Source organism: Paenibacillus sp. JT22N1 (assembly GCF_059692155.1).
Genome location: NZ_JCAUAW010000009.1, coordinates 35801 through 59464, shown reverse-complemented (window position 1 = coordinate 59464; position 23664 = coordinate 35801). Strand labels below are relative to the sequence as shown.

Annotated in this window: 18 protein-coding genes; all 18 read left to right on the top strand. The window is 40.9% G+C overall.

All coding sequences use genetic code 11. The features are described from left to right. The first annotated feature begins 28 nt into the window (after positions 1-28). Positions 29-1834 (top strand): cache domain-containing sensor histidine kinase, encoded by a 1806-nt coding sequence (locus AC58UU_RS18095; RefSeq protein ID WP_497317938.1) that lies wholly within the window; start codon positions 29-31, stop codon positions 1832-1834. Continuing rightward, complete coding sequence (locus AC58UU_RS18090) at positions 1818-3413, top strand: response regulator transcription factor (protein ID WP_497317936.1); 1596 nt, start codon at positions 1818-1820, stop codon at positions 3411-3413. Before AC58UU_RS18095 ends, AC58UU_RS18090 begins: the two co-directional genes overlap by 17 nt. Positions 3414-3489: 76 nt before the next feature. Continuing rightward, positions 3490-4956 (top strand): spore germination protein, encoded by a 1467-nt coding sequence (locus tag AC58UU_RS18085; RefSeq protein ID WP_497317934.1) that lies wholly within the window; start codon positions 3490-3492, stop codon positions 4954-4956. Positions 4957-5012: 56 nt separating this feature from the next. Next, complete coding sequence (locus tag AC58UU_RS18080; RefSeq protein ID WP_497317932.1) at positions 5013-6098, top strand: GerAB/ArcD/ProY family transporter; 1086 nt, start codon at positions 5013-5015, stop codon at positions 6096-6098. A 14-nt stretch (positions 6099-6112) separates the two neighbouring features. After that, positions 6113-7297 (top strand): Ger(x)C family spore germination protein, encoded by a 1185-nt coding sequence (locus tag AC58UU_RS18075; protein WP_497317930.1) that lies wholly within the window; start codon positions 6113-6115, stop codon positions 7295-7297. A gap of 517 nt (positions 7298-7814) precedes the next feature. Continuing rightward, positions 7815-8645 carry a carbohydrate ABC transporter permease gene (locus AC58UU_RS18070; protein WP_497317928.1) on the top strand — a complete coding sequence of 277 codons (831 nt, stop codon included), beginning with the start codon at positions 7815-7817 and terminating at the stop codon, positions 8643-8645. Positions 8646-8656: 11 nt separating this feature from the next. Next, positions 8657-9487, top strand: a complete 831-nt coding sequence (locus AC58UU_RS18065) for a carbohydrate ABC transporter permease (RefSeq protein WP_497317926.1) — start codon at positions 8657-8659, stop codon at positions 9485-9487. A gap of 290 nt (positions 9488-9777) precedes the next feature. Further along, on the top strand, positions 9778-10638 hold the full coding sequence (locus AC58UU_RS18060; RefSeq protein ID WP_497317924.1) for a sugar phosphate isomerase/epimerase family protein: 861 nt from the start codon (positions 9778-9780) through the stop codon (positions 10636-10638). Positions 10639-10999: 361 nt separating this feature from the next. Then, the gene (locus AC58UU_RS18055; RefSeq protein WP_497317923.1) at positions 11000-12769 is read left to right on the top strand and encodes a sensor histidine kinase; all 1770 of its coding nucleotides are present in this window, start codon (positions 11000-11002) and stop codon (positions 12767-12769) included. Position 12770: 1 nt separating this feature from the next. Continuing rightward, positions 12771-14375, top strand: a complete 1605-nt coding sequence (locus AC58UU_RS18050) for a response regulator transcription factor (protein WP_497317921.1) — start codon at positions 12771-12773, stop codon at positions 14373-14375. Between the two features lie 279 nt (positions 14376-14654). Then, positions 14655-16019 (top strand): glucarate dehydratase, encoded by a 1365-nt coding sequence (gene gudD, locus AC58UU_RS18045; RefSeq protein WP_497317919.1) that lies wholly within the window; start codon positions 14655-14657, stop codon positions 16017-16019. Positions 16020-16054: 35 nt separating this feature from the next. Then, positions 16055-16945, top strand: a complete 891-nt coding sequence (gene dapA / locus AC58UU_RS18040; RefSeq protein WP_497317917.1) for a 4-hydroxy-tetrahydrodipicolinate synthase — start codon at positions 16055-16057, stop codon at positions 16943-16945. Next, positions 16945-17832, top strand: a complete 888-nt coding sequence (gene garR / locus AC58UU_RS18035) for a 2-hydroxy-3-oxopropionate reductase (RefSeq protein WP_497317915.1) — start codon at positions 16945-16947, stop codon at positions 17830-17832. Before dapA ends, garR begins: the two co-directional genes overlap by 1 nt. A gap of 105 nt (positions 17833-17937) precedes the next feature. Beyond that, positions 17938-19080: a glycerate kinase gene (locus AC58UU_RS18030; RefSeq protein WP_497317913.1), complete on the top strand. Its 1143-nt coding sequence runs from the start codon at positions 17938-17940 to the stop codon at positions 19078-19080. Between the two features lie 90 nt (positions 19081-19170). Then, a complete protein-coding gene (locus AC58UU_RS18025; protein WP_497317911.1) occupies positions 19171-19872 on the top strand; it encodes a FadR/GntR family transcriptional regulator in 702 nt (233 codons plus the stop codon). 340 nt (positions 19873-20212) lie between these two features. Then, positions 20213-21145 (top strand): ABC transporter permease, encoded by a 933-nt coding sequence (locus AC58UU_RS18020; RefSeq protein ID WP_497318298.1) that lies wholly within the window; start codon positions 20213-20215, stop codon positions 21143-21145. Between the two features lie 22 nt (positions 21146-21167). Next, positions 21168-22049, top strand: a complete 882-nt coding sequence (locus tag AC58UU_RS18015) for a carbohydrate ABC transporter permease (protein ID WP_497317910.1) — start codon at positions 21168-21170, stop codon at positions 22047-22049. 54 nt (positions 22050-22103) lie between these two features. Then, entirely contained in the window at positions 22104-23612 is a 1509-nt protein-coding gene (locus AC58UU_RS18010) for an extracellular solute-binding protein (RefSeq protein ID WP_497317908.1), read from the top strand. The last annotated feature ends 52 nt before the right edge of the window (positions 23613-23664 follow it).

The window sequence follows — 23664 nt, the reverse complement described above, 5'->3', positions numbered from 1 at the left end:
ATCCCACTAGGAAAGTGGTGCAATAAACATGAAATGGTTGAACGGTTTAAAATCTTCTTTACGAAAACAAATCATTTTAACATCATTGCTCTGTTTAGTGATTCCTGTCGGGGCGATTATATTGCTCTCTAGTTTCTTTACAATTGATTTAATCAAGGGACGTGTAGTTCAAACTGCTTCGGAATCCTTACAAGTTACTGGGGCTCATGTGACAAATATTATGGACAACATGATTAGGATTACGAATAACATTCAATTTGATGTGGAAATGAAATCCTTATTGAAGAGTCCTAAATCGGAAGGTAGTAAATTAATTGAAATGCAAAAGAAGGTGGAGGAGAAACTAGATCCACTTATTTCAAATAGTCCTGGAACCTATATTACGATATTGCTCCCTGGTTCCAGGTATTATTCGAATTACAGTTTTTATGAATATGATCCTATACGATTTAAAAGCGAACCCTGGTATCCGAACCTTGAGCAGATGGACACTTTCGATACGTACTGGGTAGGCGTTCATCCTACGTATATTCAATCTGAACTTGGGCGAAATCCTTATATGGTAACCGTTGCCCGTGCTTTGCGGGATGTATCTTCAGAACCTTATGCCTACGTTATTGTTAGCGTAAATGAATTACAGCTTCGTTCCATCATTACAAAGTACAGCGAAAGCCAAAATATTATGCTGCTTTCAAATGAAGGCAAAATCATATCGGGTTTGGATCGGATAGGAGAGACATATTCGCAAATCGAGGAGTTGAATAAATCAAGTGAGAATTCCTTGCTCACAATCGGTGGAGTGGAACAGATTCTCGTCAAACAAAATCTCCCTTTTGCCGGTTGGATACTAGTCAGTTTGACTCCTTACATGAAAGCCACATCTCCAATTTATGCTCTTTTCCAATCCAACTTTCTGCTAGAAATCAGCTTTGTCATTTTATTTTTATTCATTCTAATTTATTTATTGCGCCGGTTTACAAAACCGATCTTCCGCTTAGTTCAAGTAGCAAACAGTATAGAAGCAGGTAATTTGTCAGTCCGATCTAATATCAAGGGAGCAGATGAGTTCGTAAAACTGGGTCGTTCAATTGACCATATGCTTGATAGTATAAAGTCGATGGTGAAACAAATTACTTATGAGCAAGAAATGAAGAGAAAAGCAGAGTTTGCTATGTTACAGGCTCAAATTAATCCGCATTTTTTATTTAATATTTTAAATGCCATTAGACTCAAAATTATGCTCCGAGGAGATCGAGAGCATGCTAGCATCATCCTTTCTTTAACGCATCTGCTTCGCCAAACGATCAATAATGAGCATGAATTTGTCCACTTACAAGATGAAGTAGGCCTTGTACAAGATTATATGAAATTAATGTGCTTCACATCAAAGAATCTATTTCAGTATGAGATCGATTTAAGTTCAGAAACATTGCTTGAGATGGTGCCGCGTTTCATCCTACAGCCCATTATTGAGAATGCATTAATCCATGGTTTAAAACAAAATGAGGGAATGATTCGAATCCAGGCATGGAAAGAACAAGAAAAACTGTTAATTAGCATCCAAGACGATGGAACTGGAATGACGATGAATGAATTGGAGGTATTGCGAAAAAAACTTCAATCCGGCTTAAGAAGCAGTAATGTACAAGAAGAAAACCGTAAAGCTATGTATGGCATTGGTTTAATCAATGTATACGAACGATTGAATTTGGTCTACGAAGGTCAATTTCAAATGGATCTAGAAAGTCAACCAGAGAAGGGCACAGTGGTTAAAATATGTATTCCAGGAGGAGGAGGAAGAAATGCCAATGTGGAAAGTGATTCTCGTCGATGACAGTTACCCTGTACTTGAGTTTTTATCTTACATTATCCCATGGGAATCGTTTGAAATGAAGGTCATTGGCATGCATCAAAACGGTAGGGACGCTTTGGAGCATTGTAAGGTTGATATGCCGCACATCCTCATTACAGATATTGGAATGCCAGATATAGACGGCTTAGAACTCACGAAGGCTGCTAAACAGCTTGCCCCTCCTTTGAAAGTTATTATTCTGTCGTGTTATAACGAATTTCAATATGCCCAACAGGCTGTCAAGTTAAACGTCACGGAGTATATCCTAAAGGAAACGATGGAGCCGGAGACAATAATCGAAATTCTAAAAACTACACAATTGCAATTAGAACAAGAAAATAAAGTACGAGAGGGTCAAGTGCGCTTAAAAACGATTCTAGACCAGAATAATTCTCTATTAAAGGAAACATTTATTCGCTCGACTCTTATTAATCCGATAAATGATACTAAACGTTGGCTGGCTGAAGCGTATGAGTTTGGAATCGATTTGGACAAGATCAGATATTTACCCGTTCTTTGCTTCGCAAATAGATTCCGTGAATTGAAACAAAGATATCAAACGGTCGAATTGTTCAAGTTTGTTTTTGAAAACGGTTTCTGTGATTTAGTTGATAAAAAAAGACTAGGATTGAGCTTTCTGTGCACAGCCAACGAAATCGTTTTATTGATTCCTCTACAAAGAAATCCTATGGTTAGAGAATACGATGAGATTCTCTATAAACTAACTAACATACAGGAGGAGTTTGAAAAACATTTAAAAATCAGCTTGTCTCTCATGATTTCGGCGCCTGCTCATACGCCGCAAGAAATCAAACAGAGATTGAAGGAATTAACGAACAGTAAGGATCAGCGGTTTTATGCTAAAGAAATGAGTATCTATAAATGGGAGGAGTTTCAATGCTCATCTGATGATATCTATAAATATTTCACTCAAGCATCAGATGAGCTAAAACAACTGATTGCAGAAGGTAGTAAAGATAGGATGGATGGAATTTTAACTGGTTTGGAAAAAATGCTTAGAACTTTTCGGTTTAAGGCGGAGGAAGTACGAGGGTGGGCGATTAAGCTTTTGTCCGATATTGATTTAAAGTATCGATCACAGCAACACTTTCAAAAGGCTTATACAAAAGAACTGATTCATAATACCGTACTGGAATTGGAATCATTGGACGAACTGTTTGATTATACGCAGCATTTCATCTTGGAAAAAATCAATCATGTTACAAGAACACAGCACGATAGTCAACGAAAAGAAGTCATTGAAGCGAAACAATATGTGATGACGCACATGTCAGAGAAAATCGTGATGGAGGAGGTTGCTCACATGCTTTTTTTAAATGCGAGTCACTTCAGTCGTATTTTCAAACTTGAAACGGGAGAGACCTTCATTGAATTCGCAACACGGTCTAAAATGGAACGAGCACAGGAGTATTTAATACAATCTGAAAAAAATGTAGAGCAAATTGCTGAAATGCTTGGTTATGAGAATACCAGTTATTTCATTAAATTGTTTAAAGCATTCTCAGGTATGTCACCAGTTAACTTCCGCAGGTTAAAGTGAGCATACATATATTGTTATAAATAGGGAATTATTTATCTAGTGGTAAAATATTTTTCTACATGAGTGGGGGAAGATTATGGGATTGGGAAGTCATCAAATACCTAAACTTCAGCATGTTTCTGATAAGTATAACCAACCCATCTCAGTTATTTTAGAAGAAAATAAGATGATGTTTGAAAACGTTTATGCGAATTGTTCAGATGTGGTAATTCGTCCCTTTCAGCTAAAGGAGAAAACAGATGCGTTACTTATATATATAGACGGATTATCAAATATTCAAGAACTGGATTCCCTTCTCTCCACCTTAATGACTGTTTCAATAAACAATAGTCTACCGCTATTTCAACAAAATATCGCAGTAGCTAAAGTAACAGAAATCAAGACGTTCGCGGAGGGGATTGAGTCTATATCTGCCGGAAATCCTATTCTTTTTTTCGATGGGGCGAAGGAAGGCGTTTCATTAGGTCTTCAAGAGTGGGAAAAACGTTCAATTATTGAACCCGATGCTGAGAGGGTAGTCCGCGGTCCTAGAGAAGGATTTACGGAATCATTGGGGGTGAACACATCACTTCTTAGGCGTAAACTTAGAACTCCAGAACTTAAAGTGGTGTCGTTACAAATTGGAAACTACACACGTACGAGTGTTATCATCGCTTATATTGAAGGCATTGCTGATCCTCATATAGTTGAGCAAGTAAATGATCGATTACAGCGCATTCAGATTAAAGGAATAGTCGATAGTGGATATATACAGGAAATGATCTCTGATTCCCGCTTTTCCCCTTTTCCTCAATTATTAGATACAGAAAGGCCTGATAACGTCGTTGGATCTTTATTGGAGGGACGAGTAGCTGTTTTAACTGATGGCAGTCCCTCCGTACTGATAGCTCCTATTACTATTTTCTCCTTTTTACAAGCAGGAGATGATTATTATCAAAACTTTTGGAGCGGTACATTGATACGGTGGTTCAGGTATATATTTGTCTCATTTTCTTTACTATTGCCCTCTATTTATGTAGCTGCACTTACTTTTCATCAAGAGATGATACCAAGCATATTGCTGATTAGTATCGCAGCTTCCCGAGAACATGTACCTTTTCCGGCGCTAATAGAAGCTCTATTAATGGAGGTAAGTTTTGAAGTATTACGGGAAGCTGGTCTCCGACTCCCCAAACAGGTTGGCCCAGCAGTAGGTATTGTGGGTGCCTTAGTCATTGGAGAAGCTGCAGTGCAAGCAGGTTTAGTTTCTTCTCCTATGGTGATGGTCGTGGCTCTAACTGGAATAAGTTCTTTTTTAATACCTCGCTATTCCATGTCCGTTTCTCTTCGGATGCTTCGTTTACCATTGATATTTCTATCAGGAACATTAGGTTTCGTAGGAATAATCCTTTTTCTATGCGGTCTGCTGATCCATTGCTGTTCCCTACGCTCTTTTGGTGTCCCTTATCTTTCACCTATGTCACCAGTCAATATTAACGGATTAAAGGATGTACTTGGCCGATCCCCTTTGTTTTATTCGGAATTGAACAGAAAAGAAAAATGAGTACTGCCGTAATTTGAGAAATAAGAGAAGAAATCAGTCAAAGGGGGAGAAAACCCTTGATAGACAAAGGAAAAGTAACTGGTTTACAAATGGGCATCTTGATCTATTTGTTAGTCTTAGGCATGGATATTATGTTTGTTCCTATGGCTACTGGAAAAGATGCGCAACGGGACTTATGGATTTCGCCAATCTGGGGATCAATGATTGGTATATTAACTTTTTGGATTGCGTATCAGTTGAACAAATCTTTTCCTAATGAAACAGTTTTTGAGTATAGTGAACGTGTAGTGGGAAAAATTTGTGGAAAAGTAATAGGGGTCATTTTTTTGTTTCACTTTTTTCATGAAACAGGAATTCTTGTGCGAGAATATAGCGAATTTATTATAGGTAACTTCCTACCTTCCACACCGATGGCTGTTGTAAGCGGAAGTTTTGTTTTGGTTTGTTCCTTTGCAGTTCGTGGCGGAGTTGAAGTCATTGGAAAAATGGCGCAATTTCTATTCCCAATTTACTTTCTCTCTATACTGGCCATACTTCTATTAGCGGCCAAAGAGACAGACACTGAATTCCTATTTCCCATTTTCGAGAATGGTTTGTTGCCTTCCGTCAAAGGTTCAATTTCGACTTTAAGTTGGTTCAGTCAAATTTTTGTAATATCCATGATATTACCTAACGTAACTGTTTTGAAAAAAGCCCTGAAATGGGGAATGCTCTCCATCTTAACTGTCGTGTTGACTTTTATTCTTGTTAATATAATAGCTCTTCTAGTACTAAAAAATATATCATGGAACACAGAATATCCCTTTCTAGTGATGATACGTTATATCAGTTATGCAAGCTTTTTTGAACATATCGAATCCATTGTTATGCCCGTTTGGATTACGGGGATGTTAATTAAAGTTTCGTTGTATTACTATGCTTTAGTTTTGGGAACAGCGAAATGGCTGCATCTTCCTAATTATCGACTGCTGGTTTTTCCTTTTAGCTGGCTTGTAGTGCTTACATCGTTTTGGGTTGCTCCAAGCTATCTGGATTTAACGGTATATTTTAAATCATGGATAGGATATATCCCCTCGGTTTTGACATTTATCCCTTTATTACTAATAACTTTAGCCAAAGTAAGAAAAAGAGGCTTAATATAGGAGAGGTGGTTGTAATGAATGGAAAAGTTCAATGGATGACAGTAACAACCACTCTTATTTTCAGTACTTTACTCTTAACTGGTTGCTGGGATAAAAAAGAAATCATTGATTTGGCCATTATCAAAGGAGCCGCCATTGATAAATCAGAAGACGATAATATTGAACTGACAGTCGAAGTATTGGATCCAAAAGCAGTCGGAGGAGTTGGAAAAGGAGGAGGCGGAGGAAAAAGCCGCAGTACCATTAGCTACACAGCGAAAGGAGTTACAGTTGCTGATGCTGTGAATAAACTCCAGAAAAAAATCTCGCGTAAAATTTTTTGGGGACAAAATGACGTTTTTATTTTTGGGCAATCGTTAGCAAAAGAAGGGATTAGTGGAGAAATTGACTATCTCGTTCGTGAAGGTCGAGAACATTCTTATATTTTTGTAAGTAAGAGAAAGGCTAAAGATATGTTCAATATCCAGCCTCTAATTGAAATAGATGAATCGAGGGTACTTCGAAAGATGGCAGAAACTAAGGATGTGATGGGGGTCACTATGCTAGAAATGTGGCAAGCTATGAAAGAGCCATCTCTTTTAGAATTAGCTTTACCATCAATAGACAAATTAACTACGAGTGGAACCCAAAACTCTGAGAATCAAATTGGAATCATCACAGGCATTGCTGTTTTTAAACAGGATAAACTAATTGGACAAGTTGAAACCGAATATGTTCGAGGAATTCAATGGTTGAGGAACGAGATAAGTAATCCAATTATTAGTGTGAAAACAGATCGTGGGAATGTATCCTTTAGAGTTCTTCATGCTAATAGCAAACTAGTACCTCAAATAAATAATGGTGACTGGAAGATAACGGTGAAGGTAGAAACCGATAATGTAGTCGTACAGAACGAGACTAAATTGGAGTTAGCCAATCCCGAAGTTATCAAAGAATTGGAACAAGAAATAAAGAACGAGATAAAAAAGGAAACTTCATCTGCCTTAAAGGAAGTACAAAAAAAAATGAAAATGGACATTTTCAAATTTGGAGAAGCTTTTCATAGGAAATACCCTAATGAATGGAAAAAAATAAAGAATAATTGGGTGGATTTGTATCCTGAGATTGATGTGAAGGTAGTCGTTGAAGCACGAATATTACGCACCGGCATTATTAGCAAACCGGCTGGAATTCCAGGAGATTCGGAGAAGGAAAAATGAAAGTAGCCCAAGTTTTTGGTGACTCGCTTATTGTGGTTATTATATATTTGTTCGAACGGTCTAAAGTGAAGACGTCCTCCAAAAATGTGAAATTTGCATTTATTGCTTTTCTCTGTGCGGGGTGGGTGTTAGGAATCCTCTTAATTTACTTTCCAGAGTTGCCAGGTCCTTCGCAATTGGTAAGAGCTATTTTTAGTCCTATTTCGAAAAAATAACCCCGTAATTAATAAATGTTTACTTTCAAGAATGAATCGCCGATCACTTGATCTGCGATTATTTGTGTTTGCTTGGCTTGAACATAAAACGCACAAATATTTTTCTGAAAAGAAAAAATATTTAGATGTGTTTGCTCTTTCTGCTCCCTATAATAAAAGCATAACCAAACAACTTTGAGGTGATCGATTTGAAACAAGGCTTGATAGAAAGCTCCACTGGAACCGTATCAAAGAAGGTTCTGCGAAATTCCCGAAAGCGCTCTCACAACGATGCATGGGCTGGTTTATTTTTTACTGGACCTATGCTTATTACGACTACCGTGCTTACGATTATACCCATTCTTCTTTCTGGTATCATTAGCTTCACCGATTGGAATTTTATATCGGGTCTAGGCAGCATCAAATCAGTTGGGTTCGCTAATTACCAAAAGCTGTTCCAAGATGTGGAGTTCATTCATTCCATGAAAAATAACATTGCGTTGATGGCCGTTGTACCCGTTTCACTTTTTCTTTCCTTAATATTGGCTGTGCTTATTAATAAAGTGACGTACTTCAAAACCTTCTTCAAGGTAGTCTACTTTATGCCGTTTATTTCCAGCTTTGTTGCAGTGGCTGTCCTTTGGAGGGTATTATTTCATCCGACCAACGGTCCGATCAATGGGTTCTTAAAGTCAATCGGGATCGCACATCCGCCGTTGTGGCTCGCTGACACGAATTATGCCCTACTTTCAGTAATGATTATCTTGGTATGGTCATCTTTGGGATTCAATATGATTATTTTTATGGCTGGGCTGCAAAACATACCTAAGGATTTGTATGAGGCAGCTGACATTGATGGGGCCTCACCCATTCGTCAATTTTTCTCCATCACTCTGCAAATGCTTTCACCAACTACTTTCTTTCTGTTAATAACGGGCTTGGTTGCTTCTTTCAAGGCGTTTGATCTCATCATGATCTTGACGAACGGAGGACCAGCCGGATCCACTTCCGTTATCGTATTTTACTTATATGAAACTGCATTTATAAATTTAAAATCCGGTTACGCTTCTGCGATGGGTATCGTACTACTTCTCTTCATTCTAGTGATTACTCTTATTCAATGGGTTGGTCAAAAGAAATGGGTAAACTACTAAGGGGTGTTCCAATGAAATCAATTCGTTTTGATCGTACATTAGTAACTTTGGTTATGGCAATATGCGGAATATTTTTTGCTATGCCTTTCTTATGGATGCTCTCTGCTTCATTCAAACCAGAACTCGAAGTGCTGGCTTATCCCATTCAATGGATTCCGAAGACATGGAGAGCAGCTGAAAATTATACAGAGGTTTGGGCAGGGGCTCTGCCTTTTACCATGTATTATTGGAACAGCTTGAAAGTATCTGTACTAACAACTCTGTTCTCATTACTGATCTCTTGTATGGCAGCCTATGGCTTCTCAAAAGTGTCCTTCAAGGGGCGTGATATTCTGTTCATTTTAGTGTTAGTAACTTTCATGATTCCTAGCCAGGCCATTCTGGTGCCGCAATTTATTATGATACGTTGGATAGGATTATTCGATAGTCATATTGGTCTGATTTTGATAGGTGCATCCGGGGTTCTCGGGACATTCCTGCTGAGGCAGTTTTTCATGGGTATTCATAATGAAATTATTGAATCGGCGAGGATCGACGGTGCGAATCACTGGACTATCTTCTCCAAGATTACAGTTCCGCTTGTCAAGCCAGCAATGGCGACTTATATGATCCTGCGATTTATCTGGACTTGGAATGATTACCAGAATCCGTTGATTTTTATCCGTTCGGATCAATTATTTACACTACAGCTCGGTATGCGTAAGTTTGCTGATGCGAATGGCGAGTTTTATTCCCTCATCATGGCTGGAGCCGTATCCGCTATTTTACCGTTGTTGATCATTTTCATCATTGGACAGAAACATGTTATTGAGGGCGTTGCCATGGGCAGTGTAAAGGGATAAACAAACAAGGAGAGATAACTATGAAAAACGTAAGATTAGGAATTATTGGAGCGGGAGCGCAAGGCGGATACTAGGTAAAGAAGTGGAGATTCCATTTACCGGATTTCTACTAATTTGGGGGAAGAAGAGTATGTGCATATATTGTATCAAATGCAATAAAATTGTTCCCTTAACGAACATAGCAATTACGTTTAAAACAGGATTTTACAAGTTGAAAACTCATCTTGGAATTTGCAAAGTTTGCGACACATCTATCACTTCTAATTTAGAAAAGAATGGAGAGGTACAAAATGAAAAAAGGTAAAATCGGTGTTCAAATGATGATGCTCAAAGGCAAAGTTGAGGAAATAGGTGTTTATAAGACCCTGAGAAAGGTAAGTGAGCTTGGCTACCGCTGCGTAGAGGTATCACAAATTCCAATGACGGCGGAAAACGTATCTGAGCTCAAAAGAGCCAGTGCGGATTTCGATATCAAAATTGCTTCGCTTTCCGCAGCACTAGAGCCAATGATGCCTGGAATGCAAGGAGAAACATTAGGTAACAATTTCGATAAAATTGTAAATGACTGTAAAACCTTAAATTGTAATTTTTTACGTATAGGGATGCTTCCGTTCAATTTAATCGGTAGTAAAGATAAAACTATGGAATTTGTCCAAAAAGCAGATGCAGTAGCAGAGAGATTAGCTAGGCATGGCATCGAACTTTATTATCATAACCACCATATTGAATTCCAGAAATATGATGGCGAATACCTATTAGATATTATTAAAGACAATACTTCTAATATTGGATTTGAGTTAGATGTTCATTGGATTCAAAGAGGGGGTGAGAACCCTGTTGAGTTTATTAAAAAATACGCAGGCCGCATCGCATTGCTCCACTTGAAGGACTATCGTATTGGACAGCTCGATTCGAGTGCCTTAGAGGGTGGAGACATGAGTAAATTCATGCAGGCATTTTCTAATGTTGTTCAATTTGCAGAGGTTGGTGAGGGCAGCCTTGATATGAAAGGTATTATTGAGGCCGGTCTTGAAAGTGGTTCACAGTATTTCTTAGTAGAACAAGATGATTTATACGGGCGGGATCCATTTGATTGCTTGAAAACTTCTGGTGACAACTTAAGAAAATTAGGTTATGCAGATTGGTTTTGAAATTAAAATGGATTTGAAATGGCGTGAAACACTGCTAATTACTTGGAAAATGACTGCATGAAATATTGCAGTCATTTTTTTATTTCAAATGGTCAATTATTGATGTAAAGAGAAGGAGCGGTTAACAAGCATCCTTCTCGCTCCGAGGAGTCCTTTTTGGACTTGAAATGATATAACCTCAGAAAAAATATTTCTTAATATGTCAAAATAATTGATGGTATAGTCGTTAGGCGTATCGTATGATTCAGAATAATTGGAAATCATTTCGTAAAAACTAAAAGGCTGCTTTAATCACGAGAGACGGTACAATAAAAATTCCTTCATCAGTTATGGTCCTTTAGTCTCTAAAAAGGAGCTTATCATGTTATTATTCTTCCGAAATCTGACCCTCAGGAAAAAATTGATTATTACATCAATCGCTTGTTTGATACTGCCAACCATCATCATGCTATATATCACAAACGTTTTTTCACAGCGAATCATTCGAGAACATACGTTAGAAAGTTCAAACCAGATTTTACAAAATGTGCAGGGTCAAATCAATAAGGTAATCGATGAAATGGTTGCCGTATCGAACATGATTCAATTTGATTCGGAGCTAAAGAGCTTGCTTAAGGGTAAGTATGATCCTTTAGTAATGAAGTCGGTAACGGAAAAATTAGAACAATTGGTTAGCGATAAACCCGATATACAGCTCACCCTACTTACTATGGATGGACGCTACTTTTCAAGTTATTCGTATTATGAGTTTGAGCCCTCAAATTTTAGGAAACAAGTCTGGTTTGATGATTTGTCTCGATTGTCAGCTTTAGACACGCTTTTTTTAGGCGTCCAACCCAATTATTTGAAATCCCAGGCAGAAGACAACCCTTATGTCATCATGACAGCTCGAGTATTAATGGATAATTCTGCGAATCCACTTGCTTATTTGATCGTAAGCCGAACGGAGAATACGTTCAGTAATATTTTCGATAAATTTTCCGAGGAAATTTTTCTGTTGGATACGAATAGTCGTATACTGGCCCACAGAAATAAGGATTACATTGGGGATAATTTTATAAACTTAATTCAAAAAGGTGTTGTTGAATCACCTGAGATTATTAGCTTAGATGGAAAATCTCACCTCTATTTAACTAAACCCCTGCGTCATGCGGGGTGGACCCTGGTCAGTCTGACTCCGTACGAACAATTAACCGATAAATTAAACAACATTTCTCGGTCCGGTTTGGTTTTACAGGTGCTTTTTGTAGTTGGATTTATCATCATTCTCGCTTATTTGATTCGGAAATTTACAAAACCAATTCAAGTACTTGGTGAAGTTGCGCTTAAGGTTGAAGCTGGGGATATAGAGGTGCGATCTAACATAAGAGGAAGGGATGAAGTTGGACGTCTGGGTCTTGCATTTGATCATATGCTTGATCGCTTACTCCAGATGCTCGCACAAGTCAAACTTGAACAAGAGCTTAAGCGGCAGGCCGAGATTGAGATGCTGCATTCGCAAATTCATCCTCATTTTTTATTCAATATACTAAGCTCAATTCGTTTAAAGCTACTAATGAAAGATGACGAAGAGAACGCCGAGCTAGTTGGATCTTTGTCATCTCTATTACGTTCTACTATCTCCACGCAGCAGGAGTTTGTGTCTTTGTTTGTTGAGGTTGAAATGGCCAAGCAGTATATGGAATTGATGAACTTTACTATGCGGCATCCAGCCGTTTCTCACATCCATGTGAATCCCGAGTTGCTTCCGGAAACTGTGCCAAGATTTATACTACAACCAATCATTGAAAATGCTTATAAGCATGGTTTTACTGGAAAAAGCGGATTTATTACGATAAATGCGGACAAAGTAGAAGAAAACTTACAGATTTCGGTTAGTGATAATGGGCTTGGTATGGATACTAGAACATTGAGTTCTTTACAGGAACGATTAATACTTAACAAAAGACAGATTATTGAAGAATCCGCTGACAATGGTAGTAAGCGTATATCAGGTATAGGGCTATCTAATGTGTATAAACGGCTAAAGTTAATTTACGGGGAGCAATTTCAGATGACGATACAAAGTGAGAATAATCTTGGTACCAGGGTTGTAATTATCTTCCCAATTTCAAAAATGGAGAATAAATGATATGTATAAAGTAATTATCGCTGACGATCATATGCCTGTTATTGATTACTTGACGGCAAAAATCCCTTGGCAAGAACTCGGTTTGGATCTAATTGAAGCCTGTTCTGATGGACAGGAAGCGGTTCAGGCTTGCAAAAATCTTATGCCTGATATTCTTATTACCGATATCGGTATGCCGATCATGAATGGATTAGATTTAATTGAAGAGGCTAGAAAAATCAATCCTGGCTTAAAGACTGTCATTCTGTCTTGTCATGAAGATTTTCAATTTGCTCAAAGGGCTGTAAAGCTGAGTGTTAATGATTATATTTTAAAAGAAACTCTTCGCATCGATCAGTTAGTAACTATTCTACGCGAACTTATTAAACAGTTGAACGAAGAAGAAGCAATGCTTCGTAACCTACAAAAACTTCAAGATGTCGTTTTTCATAGCCTCTCATCGGTAAGAACAACCTTTTTGCGTTCATTGATAGACCAACCTATTTGGAATGAGACAGAGTGGCTAGAGAGGGCTGAAAATAGTGGCATTCGATTAATGAAAGGAACTCCTTATATACCTGTGCAATGCATGCTAGAACGGTTTTCGGATTTAGAGACGAGGTTTGGAGGAGGGCACCAACTTCAATTTGTAATAGATAATGCGCTGAACGAATCTGTCAAAATCGAGGGGAATGTTGTCATAACACTTAATGAGAGACATTATTTTGTCCTATATCCCTATCCTAAGTCAATTAAAAGGAACATATTGCAAGAAATAAATATAGAATTACAAAATGTTCAAAAATCAATAAATCGTTATATGAAAATTGGAACTTCTTTTTATTTCGGTGAAGTCTGCAATACGATGTTAGAATTAAAAAAACAGACCACTCTATTACTAAATTCAAAAACTTTCCGTTTTTATTCTGGAGAAAATCGAATTTTAAAATTGCAGCAAATTGAGACAACTAAGGACGATATATTTGTCAATTATACAGCGGCTCTGGATGACTTTAAAAATTGTATTTTTAATTGCGATGTTGATTATGTAAAAGAAACAATTGCAAAGTGGATTGGGCAAATTGATGCAAATAAGTATCCAATGGATTCCGTTCGTAGTTGGGTGTTAAAAATCGTTTCTGATATAGAACTGAAGTACACAGTCATGCAGCATTTTTTAACGAACTATAGTGCAGAGGTATTGCAACAAACGGTATATGCAATCGATACACTAGATCATCTTCGTGAATGGTTAATCGAATTTTTGGTTGAAAAAATGGAAAACGTGAGATTGCACCAAGATCAATCTAGCCGAAAGGAAATCGTCGCGGCGCAACGTTATGTGATGATGCATTTGAATGAAAAAATCAGTATGGACGAAATGGCTAAACGATTAGATCTTAATTCGTCGCATTTTAGCCGTATTTTCAAAAAGGAGACTGGAGAAACATTTATCGAATTTGTCACGAGAAGTAAGATGGAAAGGGCTCGTGAATTGCTTGATAAATCGAATCAAAGCGTTGAACAAATTTCAGAAGAACTTGGTTTTGATAATAGCAGCTATTTCTTCAAATTATTTCGCACCTTTTCTGGCATGTCACCTACTGAATACCGTAAAAAAATATAACGATGGTGATCATATGAGGCTTCTTGCTAATTGCGAGGAGCCTCATTTTTATTTCCGGCAGTTGGTTTATGGTTTTGCCAATTCTGTGCTTTTAGATGTTTTCTAAAATCAGTGAGTAACTCATCCACGTAAGATGGATTTTTACAAACGCAAGCACGCAAAGTTCGCAGATCATAAAGAATAAATTGACGTATAATTTAATTTGTCTTACAATATGACTTATAAATGACTATTTCCTTATTTTATATTATTTTTTAATGAAGGGAAGAGAACAATCTGATGCAGGATATGAAACATGAGCAACTGTATAACCGTTTTTCAGGCACGCCAATCATTACTGAAATGCAGGTCATTCCTGTGGCTGGGTACGACAGCATGCTGCTTAATCTCAGCGGTGCACATGCTCCTTTCTTTACACGTAATATCATCATTCTTAAAGATAATGCAGGCCATACGGGTATTGGTGAGGTACCGGGCGGTGAAAAGATTCGTCAAACACTAGAGGATGCACGGGCGCTCGTCATTGGTCAATCCATAGGTCAATACAATAACATTCTGAACACTGCACGCAAGCTGTTTGGTGATCGAGATGCTGGAGGACGCGGTTTGCAGACCTTCGATCTACGCATCACAATTCACGCTGTTACTGCTTTGGAAGCAGCGCTGTTAGATCTTCTGGGGAAATTCCTCGGTGTTCCTGTTGCTGCGCTCCTTGGAGAAGGCCAGCAGCGTGACCGCGTAGAGATGTTAGGTTACTTGTTCTATATCGGCGACCGTAATAAAACGAAGCTTCCTTACTTGAGCGGGCAGGATAGTGAGGATGACTGGACACGATTGCGTAATGAGGAAGCGCTTACACCAGAAGCTGTCGTGAAACTTGCTGAAGCGGCCTACAAGCGATATGGCTTTAATGACTTCAAGCTGAAGGGCGGCGTGCTTCGCGGAGAAGAGGAGATCGAGGCCGTCACCGCACTAGCCGAACGATTTCCGCAAGCAAGAATAACGCTGGATCCTAACGGCGCATGGTCTTTGTCTGAAGCAATTCGCCTTTGCCGTGATCAACACCATGTACTGGCTTATGCCGAAGATCCTTGCGGAGCTGAAAATGGTTATTCTGGACGTGAGGTCATGGCAGAGTTTCGCCGTGCTACCGGGCTGCCGACAGCTACGAACATGATCGCCACGGATTGGCGCCAGATGGGACACACGATTCAAATGAACGCGGTTGATATTCCACTTGCCGATCCGCACTTCTGGACGATGCAAGGCTCTGTCCGAGTAGCTCAAATGTGTCATGAATGGGGTCTGACTTGGGGCTCGCATTCTAATAATCATTTTGATATTTCACTGGCTATGTTTACCCATGTCGCTGCTGCTGCACCGGGAAAAATCACAGCTATCGATACCCATTGGATTTGGCAGGACGGGCAGCGTCTGACCAAAGAGCCGTTCCAAATTGTCGGAGGTATGGTGAAAGTTCCGAACAAGCCAGGTTTGGGCATTGAGATTGATATGGTTGAAATTGAGAAAGCGCACCAGCTTTATAAGGAGAAAGGGCTTGGAGCACGTGATGATGCGATGGCTATGCAGTATTTGATTCCTGATTGGAAATTCGATCATAAACAACCTTGCCTTGTAAGGTAAGCGAGATAATCAAATGAAATGAAGGAGAGATCACTATGGACTTTAGTCTTATTCGCGGAGTCATACCGCCTATCGTTACACCCGTTGATGCTGATGAATGCGTGGAAGAGCAGGGACTACGAAGGGTAGTCGAGCACGTTATCGCAGGAGGAGTGCACGGTATCCTTTCTTTAGGAAGTAACGGAGAGTTTTACGGACTGGATCATGAGCAGCAGGAGCGGGCAGTTCGCATTACGATTGAGCAGGTTGCGGGCCGGGTGCCGGTTTATATGGGGATTGGAGCCATCACGACTAAGGAATGCGTTCAGTTAGCCAAATTAGGTGAATCGTTAAATGCTCAGGCGATTACAATATTACCTCCCATGTTTCTTGCGCCTTCGGAAGAAGAATTATATCAACATTTCCGTAAAGTAGCTGAAGCGACTGCCTTGCCGGTACTGCTCTATAACAATCCAGATCGTGTGGGGAATAATATTTCCGTTAACTTGATTGAACGGCTTGCCGATATTCCCAATATTGTAGGAGTGAAAGATAGCAGCGGCGATCTAACTTTGACTTCCGAGTATATCCGCAGAACACGGGAAAAGGGATTTAAAGTCATGGCGGGAAGGGATGTCATGATCTTAGGCTCATTGGTTTATGGCGCTGTAGGTTGTGTCGCTTCAACGGCGAATATTGTACCGGCATTGGTCGTTGAAATTTATGAGAAGTTTATAGCTGGTGATCTACAGGGAGCATTGGAAGCCCAGTTTAAGCTGGCTCCTCTTCGCATGGCTTCTAATCTCGCAAGTTTTCCGGTGGTGACCAAGGAGGCCATGAACCTCATCGGTCTTGAAGTGGGAGGCTCGATCTTACCGAACACGAGCTGCTCCGAAATCAATAGAAATAAGCTCGCTGACATATTGAAGCAGATGGGGGCTCTATAATGAAAATGAAAGTAGGATTCATCGGGTTGGGTATTATGGGTAAGCCCATGAGTAAAAACTTGTTAAAAGCGGGTTATGAGCTAGTTGTTCTCGATACGAGTAAGAATGGTTCGGAGCTTGCAGCGGCGGGAGCCAAGACAGCCTCAACAGCTAAAGCTATGGCTGAGCAGGTGGATGTCATTATCACTATGCTCCCGAATTCACCACAGGTGAATGAAGTGGTTTTGGGCCCGAATGGCGTCATCGAAGGGGCTAAATCAGGAACCGTTGTTATCGATATGAGTTCGATCGCGCCTCTGACAAGCCAGGAAATCGGCCGGAAGCTGGCGGAAAAAGGGATAGAAATGCTTGACGCACCAGTGAGCGGGGGAGAGCCTAAGGCGATCGCGGGGACTCTTTCCGTGATGGTTGGCGGAAAGAAAGAAGTATTCGATCAATGCTATGATGTGTTAAAAGCAATGGCTGCCTCTGTCATACGTACAGGAGACATCGGAGCAGGGAATGTGACGAAGCTGGCCAATCAGATCGTGGTAGCCATTAATATTGCCGCAATGTCCGAAGCGTTCGTGCTCGCCAGCAAGGCTGGCGTTCAGCCAGAGCTCGTTTATCAGGCGATTCGCGGTGGTTTGGCCGGCAGCACCGTCTTAGATGCGAAAGCGCCGCTGGTGATGGATCGCAATTTTGACCCGGGATTCCGTATCAACCTGCACATAAAGGACTTGAGCAACGTCTTGGAAACCTCCCATGAAGTAGGCGTGCCTCTACCGCTGACGGCTGCCGTCATGGAGATGATGCAGGCTTTGAAGGTGGATGGAATGGGTGATTGCGACCACGGCAGCTTGATTCGCTACTATGAGAAAATGGCAAAGGTTGAAGTTAATAGGTAAGAATCCAAGAATCCGAAGAAACCTCTTATCACCTATAAGGGGTTTTCTTTGTTAAGTATAGAATTATCAGATTTATGTGTGAAAGAAAGAGAGGAGAGAACCACCATGCGTATTATATTGGCACCCGATTCATATAAAGGGAGCTTATCTGCCCTTGCTGTTGCTGATGCGATGGAACGAGGGATTCGGGACGTATTCCCTGATGCTGCAGTGAGCAAGGTACCTATTGCTGATGGTGGAGAAGGTACGGTAGAAGCGCTTATTATGTCTACCGGCGGTCAAATGATCCATCAAAAAATAGTAGGACCTTTGGGTGAAGAAATCGATTCCTATTGGGGGATTCTCGGCGATGGAGAAACCGGGGTGATCGAGCTTGCGGCTGCTTCCGGATTACCATTGGTACCGAGGGAACAAAGGAACCCACTGATGACGACGACTTATGGGACTGGACAATTAATCAAAGCGGCTCTTGATTACGGACTGCGAAAGCTAATTATAGGTATCGGAGGCAGCGCAACTAATGACGGCGGAGCGGGAATGGCACAGGCCTTAGGAGTCAAATTCCTGGATTCGGACAACAACGAGCTACCCCAAGGTGGAGTGGCTCTTGCCAATCTCGCACGAATCGATTTATCCGATTTAGATAAGCGTATTGCCGAAACGGATATTAAGGTCGCATGCGACGTTGATAACCCGCTGTGCGGGCCGTTAGGTGCATCCGCGGTTTATGGTCCGCAAAAAGGTGCCACATCCGACATGGTGGCTCAATTAGATCATGCGCTTAAGAATTATTCGGTTGTTGCCCAATTGGCAACACGCAGGGACGTTGCACTTATTCCGGGTGCCGGTGCAGCCGGCGGTGTAGGGGCAGGACTGTTGTTTTTCACGAATGCGAAGTTGATCCCAGGCATTCAAATTGTGTTGGAAGCTGCAGATTTCGCTGAAAAGCTTAAGCAAGCGGACCTGGTCATAACCGGTGAAGGCTCCACTGACTTTCAAACCGCGCATGGTAAAGCCCCTGTTGGTGTGGCTAAGATCGCCAAACAGGCGGGCATCCCGACGATCTGCTTATCCGGCGGGTTAGGTACAGGTGCTGAGGATGTACTTCAACATGGGATCGACGGACTGATGAGTATTGTGCCCCGGCCCATGGAATTAGAGCAATGTATAGAATCGGCTGAAGAGCTTATTCAAACAGCCACAGCTAGAATATGCAGATTGATTAGCATTGGAATCAAGATGAAATAAAATCATGGCTATGGGGCTGCATTGTTATTTCATCTAATTCGTCTTACAATATGATTATACGTATTAGTCAGCTAAGAGAGAAGGGTAAATATGGTAGAACTTAAAGGAAGCGTTGAATTGGAGACTGTTAAACGAAACACGCTGCCCAAGCAAGTCGTTGACAGCATTGTTCAGCTGCTTATCAGCGGTCAGCTTAAACCTGGAGATAAACTGCCGTCCGAGATGGAACTGATCGATATGTTAGGCGTGAGTCGGCCAGTTCTGCGAGAAGCATTAAGTTCACTCGAAGCACTTGAAGTGATTACGAGAAAAACCCGTGGAGGTACCCATTTTAATAATAAAATCGGCAGCAATCCGTTCTCGGTAATGCTGGCTTTGTCCATTGGCAACCTTCCAGCGATCATCGAAGCACGGATGGCATTAGAATTGGGACTTGTGGCCATGGCGGCAGAAAAGATTACGAACGAGGAGTTGAAACGATTAAAGGAAACTATAGATGAAATCGCTGGCAGTGTTGATAACAACTATGGGGAAGCGGACAAGGAATTTCATCGGATTATTGCATTGAGTGCGAACAATCCGATCATTGAAGGGATGATAGATCCGCTGCTCATCACCCATGACAAAATGGACAGACAAATTAGGGAACGTGAACGTGATGTAACGGTCCAATTCCATACAGATATCTATAATGCGCTCGTTAATCGGGATCCACACGAAGCTTTTACTCATATGTACCGACATCTTAGTTATGTCCGAAATAAGCTTTTGCAGGTATATAAAAACGAATAAGCGGCCCATGACGGTCCATTAAAAAGTCTGCCCAATCTCTCGCGACTGCGATACAGAGACAAAGCAGACTTTTTTCGTTCAACTCTATCCACCATTTATATGTATATACGCTTCAATTCTATAAAGGGCAGAGGTTAAGATAGTACGATGCAACTGAAAAGAATGGTAACTGGGGTCCAATTTAAGCTATAAGCTGCAATTTCACTGAGAATTTAGATGGTTCGATCAGTACTATTGCCAGTTGTAACCGCGAAACTTATGATTTGAATTGTGATCGATACACAGATGAATTCAGTCAGGGGGACGGCGGATGAAGGAGCAGTATGAAGCTCAGTTACAAATGAGAACCAATTACCGTTTCTTTAAAGAATCTTTGTTCATAAGGGATATTGTCAGGGATCGATGGTTGTATGTAATCTTATTACCAGGCATTTTATATTTTATCATTTTTAAATATGTTCCTATGTTTGGTCTAGCCATGGCTTTTGAGGACTATAAACCGCATCTTGGTTTTATGAATAGTCCTTGGGTTGGGATGAAGCATTTCGAACGTTTTTTTTCAGAGCCTCAGTTTTGGATGCTGTTCCGTAATACCATTTTGTTAGCGATTTATAATTTGGTGTTTTTCTTCCCCTTGCCTATCGTACTAGCGCTTATGTTGAATGAAGTTCGTATTGGGATATTCAAGCGCTTTGCTCAGACGTTATTGTATTTGCCTCACTTTGTTTCATGGGTAGTAGCGGTTGGCATATTCTATGTCTTATTTACAACTGAAGGTGGAGTTGTAAACGAACTGATCCAGAAAATTGGTATCGAGAAGATTCCATTCATGCTGAGTGAGGATTGGTTCAGACCGATGATCATCAGCCAGTCGATCTGGAAAGAGGCAGGCTGGGGAACGATTATTTTCCTCGCAGCGCTGTCCGGAGTCGATCTTCAGCTATATGAAGCGGCTCGTATGGATGGAGCTGGGCGTTGGCGCCAGTTGTGGCATATTACGTTACCAGCTATTCGCAGTACGATCGTCATCTTGTTTATTCTGCGCTTGGGCAGTTTTTTGGACACGGGTTTCGAGCACATCTTTCTGATGCTTAACTCCATGAACCGAGAAGTCGGGGAAGTGTTTGATACTTTTGTATATATGAAAGGCTTGACGCAAGGACAATACAGCTATAGTGCTGCGGTCGGGATGTTTAAATCCCTGGTAGGGCTTGTCCTAGTACTCGGGTCCAATTGGATAGCGAAAAAATTCGGCGAAGAAGGCGTATATTAAAAAGCGTCAGGAGGCTGTCAATATGCTGGCAGAAGATAAGAATTGGAGCAATCGGCTGTTTAATACGGTAAACTATTCGTTGTTGACCCTTGTATCCCTAATCACAATCATTCCCTTCATATATATCGTTTCAATGTCTTTTGCTTCCCCAGAGGAGGTGGCTAAAGGCGGGCTGCTTTTATTTCCTTCTAAGTTTACTTTGGGGGCGTATAAATACATCTTTTCAACCGATACGATGGTTCGGAGTATTCTTATCTCGATTTATATTACGGTGTTCGGAACGTTGATCAACCTGCTGTTGACCTCGTTTACCGCTTACCCGTTGGCTAAAGCGACATTGCGAGGGCGCCGGACCATTCTTCTCATGATTTTAATTACGATGCTGTTCAGCGGAGGCTTGATCCCGACCTACTTTGTAGTCAAGGCCTTTGGTATGATCAACACGTACTGGTCTCTGATGATTCCGACCGCCATAAGCGCATTTAATTTAATCGTGCTCAAGAACTTTTTTCAACAAATTCCCGACAGCTTGGTAGATTCGGCGAAGATCGATGGCTGTAATGATGTAGGGATTTTGTTTCGTATTATTTTGCCATTATCGATGCCGGCGATGGCTACCTTTGGACTTTTCTATGCCGTAGGGCATTGGAATACATTCTTTAATGCGGTGATGTATATTAACGATGCGGAGAAATTTCCGGTCCAGGTTATTTTGAGACAAATTGTTTTGTTATCTCAGGATCAAATCGGGAACACCACATCACAGCAAGATCCAACGGACTTTTTACCGCAGACTATTCGAATGGCTTCCATTGTAGTTGCGACCGTCCCGATTGTGCTCGTCTACCCGTTCTTACAGAAGCATTTTGCCAAGGGTGTGCTATTAGGATCGGTAAAAGGATAACTCTATTTCAAAGAGGATCCGTTTACATAAACAAACATTCAGGAGGGGTTTTGTATGGTAAGTAAGCGCTTTATCACTGTGGTTTCATTGCTGACGACTGTAAGTGCTTTAGCGGGGTGCGCGGGCGAGAAGAGTTCGCCAACTGCACAGCAGGATAATACGCCGTTGGAAGTTACTATCGCTACACCTCAAATCGGAGAAGCTCCGAAAAAAGGCAGCGAAGTGGAGCAGGCTATCGAGAAATACACGAATTCAAAAATCGATATGCAATGGATTCCATCCGCTGCTTTCGAAGATAAGAAAAACATCATGATTGCCTCTAATGAAATGCCCAAAGCATTTAAAATTACATCGAACGCCACTACGCTTAGCGCGATCCAATCCGGCTTGTTTTGGGAGATCGGCCCTTTGTTGAAGGATTATAAAAACTTATCAGGTGTCAACGCACTGTATTATGAAAATTTAAAGGTTGATGGCAAGTTATATAGTTTGCCTTTGTACCGGGACATTGGCCGTGCCGGTATCACGTACCGGAAGGATTGGTTTGATGAACTTGGCCTAAAGACGCCGGTAGCCTTAGATGACTGGTATAACCTCATGAAGACCATCGCGGAGAAGGATCCAGATAAGAATGGTCAGAACGATTCGTATGGTATTTTTCTTGATAAGTCCTATAACGACCCGGTTGCCAGCAGCTCCTTTCTGACCCGACTCGCCGTTTCTCAGGGAGCACCGAATAAATGGGGTATAGAAGGAGGTAAGGTGACAGCTGAATTTATGACCAAACCATATTTCGAGTCCATGAAGCTGCTTCGCAGACTATATCAGGAAAAATTAATCAATCAGGACTTTTCCGTTGTACAAACAGCTGATGCCGATAATAAATGGAATGCAGGCAAGGTGGGGATTCGGGTTAATACCGTTGCCTCGGCAGCTGCGACCTCGCAAGACAATCTAAAAAAAGCTGTACCTAATGGTGTAGTTGATATTGCCCCTTATATGGGACCGTCAGGCAATCGTGTACCGGCTGAGCCCGGCAATAACGGCTTCTTCGTCTTCCCGAAATCGAGTGTCAAGTCAGAAGAGGAATTAAAGCGACTGCTGGGCTTCTTCGATAAACTGCTTGAGCCAGAGATGTCGACACTTTTAACCAGAGGGATTGAAGGCAAACATTTTATTAAGACGGCTGACGGAAAAGCGGAGTTTAAAGACTTGACCCAATTTAATCTCGAGGTTAAGCCTTATCGTGACAGTCTACCTTCATTTGAGGTGACCGGAACGGGTCTGCCTCTGAAATTATCAGATTTGCAGGCGAAGGGTTGGAAGGTCATTGCCGACAACCTGAAGAATGTGGTGCCCAATGTGGCGTTAACGATGAACTCCAAGATGTATTCTGAAAAAGGCGGAGAATTGGATACATTAATTCGTGATGCCCAAACCAAATTTATTATGGGGAAAATTGATGAGGCTGGTTGGCAAGCAGAAGTGGATAAATGGAGAAAAGCCGGCGGTGACAAGGTGATTGAAGAATATACGGCCGAGTATGCGAAGCAGAAGAAGTAAGACACTCTAGTTCTAGTATTTGTATGCATAGGCATCGTAGATTCCTCTGATA

Bases quoted from the DNA above. Each gene is read 5' to 3' on its own strand.
- AC58UU_RS18095 (WP_497317938.1), top strand. From the start codon at position 29: ATGAAATGGTTGAACGGTTTAAAATCTTCTTTACGAAAACAAATCATT.
- AC58UU_RS18085 (WP_497317934.1), top strand. From the start codon at position 3,490: ATGGGATTGGGAAGTCATCAAATACCTAAACTTCAGCATGTTTCTGAT.
- AC58UU_RS18075 (WP_497317930.1), top strand. From the start codon at position 6,113: ATGAATGGAAAAGTTCAATGGATGACAGTAACAACCACTCTTATTTTC.
- AC58UU_RS18070 (WP_497317928.1), top strand. From the start codon at position 7,815: ATGCTTATTACGACTACCGTGCTTACGATTATACCCATTCTTCTTTCT.
- AC58UU_RS18065 (WP_497317926.1), top strand. From the start codon at position 8,657: ATGAAATCAATTCGTTTTGATCGTACATTAGTAACTTTGGTTATGGCA.
- AC58UU_RS18060 (WP_497317924.1), top strand. From the start codon at position 9,778: ATGAAAAAAGGTAAAATCGGTGTTCAAATGATGATGCTCAAAGGCAAA.
- AC58UU_RS18055 (WP_497317923.1), top strand. From the start codon at position 11,000: ATGTTATTATTCTTCCGAAATCTGACCCTCAGGAAAAAATTGATTATT.
- AC58UU_RS18050 (WP_497317921.1), top strand. From the start codon at position 12,771: ATGTATAAAGTAATTATCGCTGACGATCATATGCCTGTTATTGATTAC.
- gudD (WP_497317919.1), top strand. From the start codon at position 14,655: ATGCAGGATATGAAACATGAGCAACTGTATAACCGTTTTTCAGGCACG.
- dapA (WP_497317917.1), top strand. From the start codon at position 16,055: ATGGACTTTAGTCTTATTCGCGGAGTCATACCGCCTATCGTTACACCC.
- garR (WP_497317915.1), top strand. From the start codon at position 16,945: ATGAAAATGAAAGTAGGATTCATCGGGTTGGGTATTATGGGTAAGCCC.
- AC58UU_RS18030 (WP_497317913.1), top strand. From the start codon at position 17,938: ATGCGTATTATATTGGCACCCGATTCATATAAAGGGAGCTTATCTGCC.
- AC58UU_RS18025 (WP_497317911.1), top strand. From the start codon at position 19,171: ATGGTAGAACTTAAAGGAAGCGTTGAATTGGAGACTGTTAAACGAAAC.
- AC58UU_RS18020 (WP_497318298.1), top strand. From the start codon at position 20,213: ATGAGAACCAATTACCGTTTCTTTAAAGAATCTTTGTTCATAAGGGAT.
- AC58UU_RS18015 (WP_497317910.1), top strand. From the start codon at position 21,168: ATGCTGGCAGAAGATAAGAATTGGAGCAATCGGCTGTTTAATACGGTA.
- AC58UU_RS18010 (WP_497317908.1), top strand. From the start codon at position 22,104: ATGGTAAGTAAGCGCTTTATCACTGTGGTTTCATTGCTGACGACTGTA.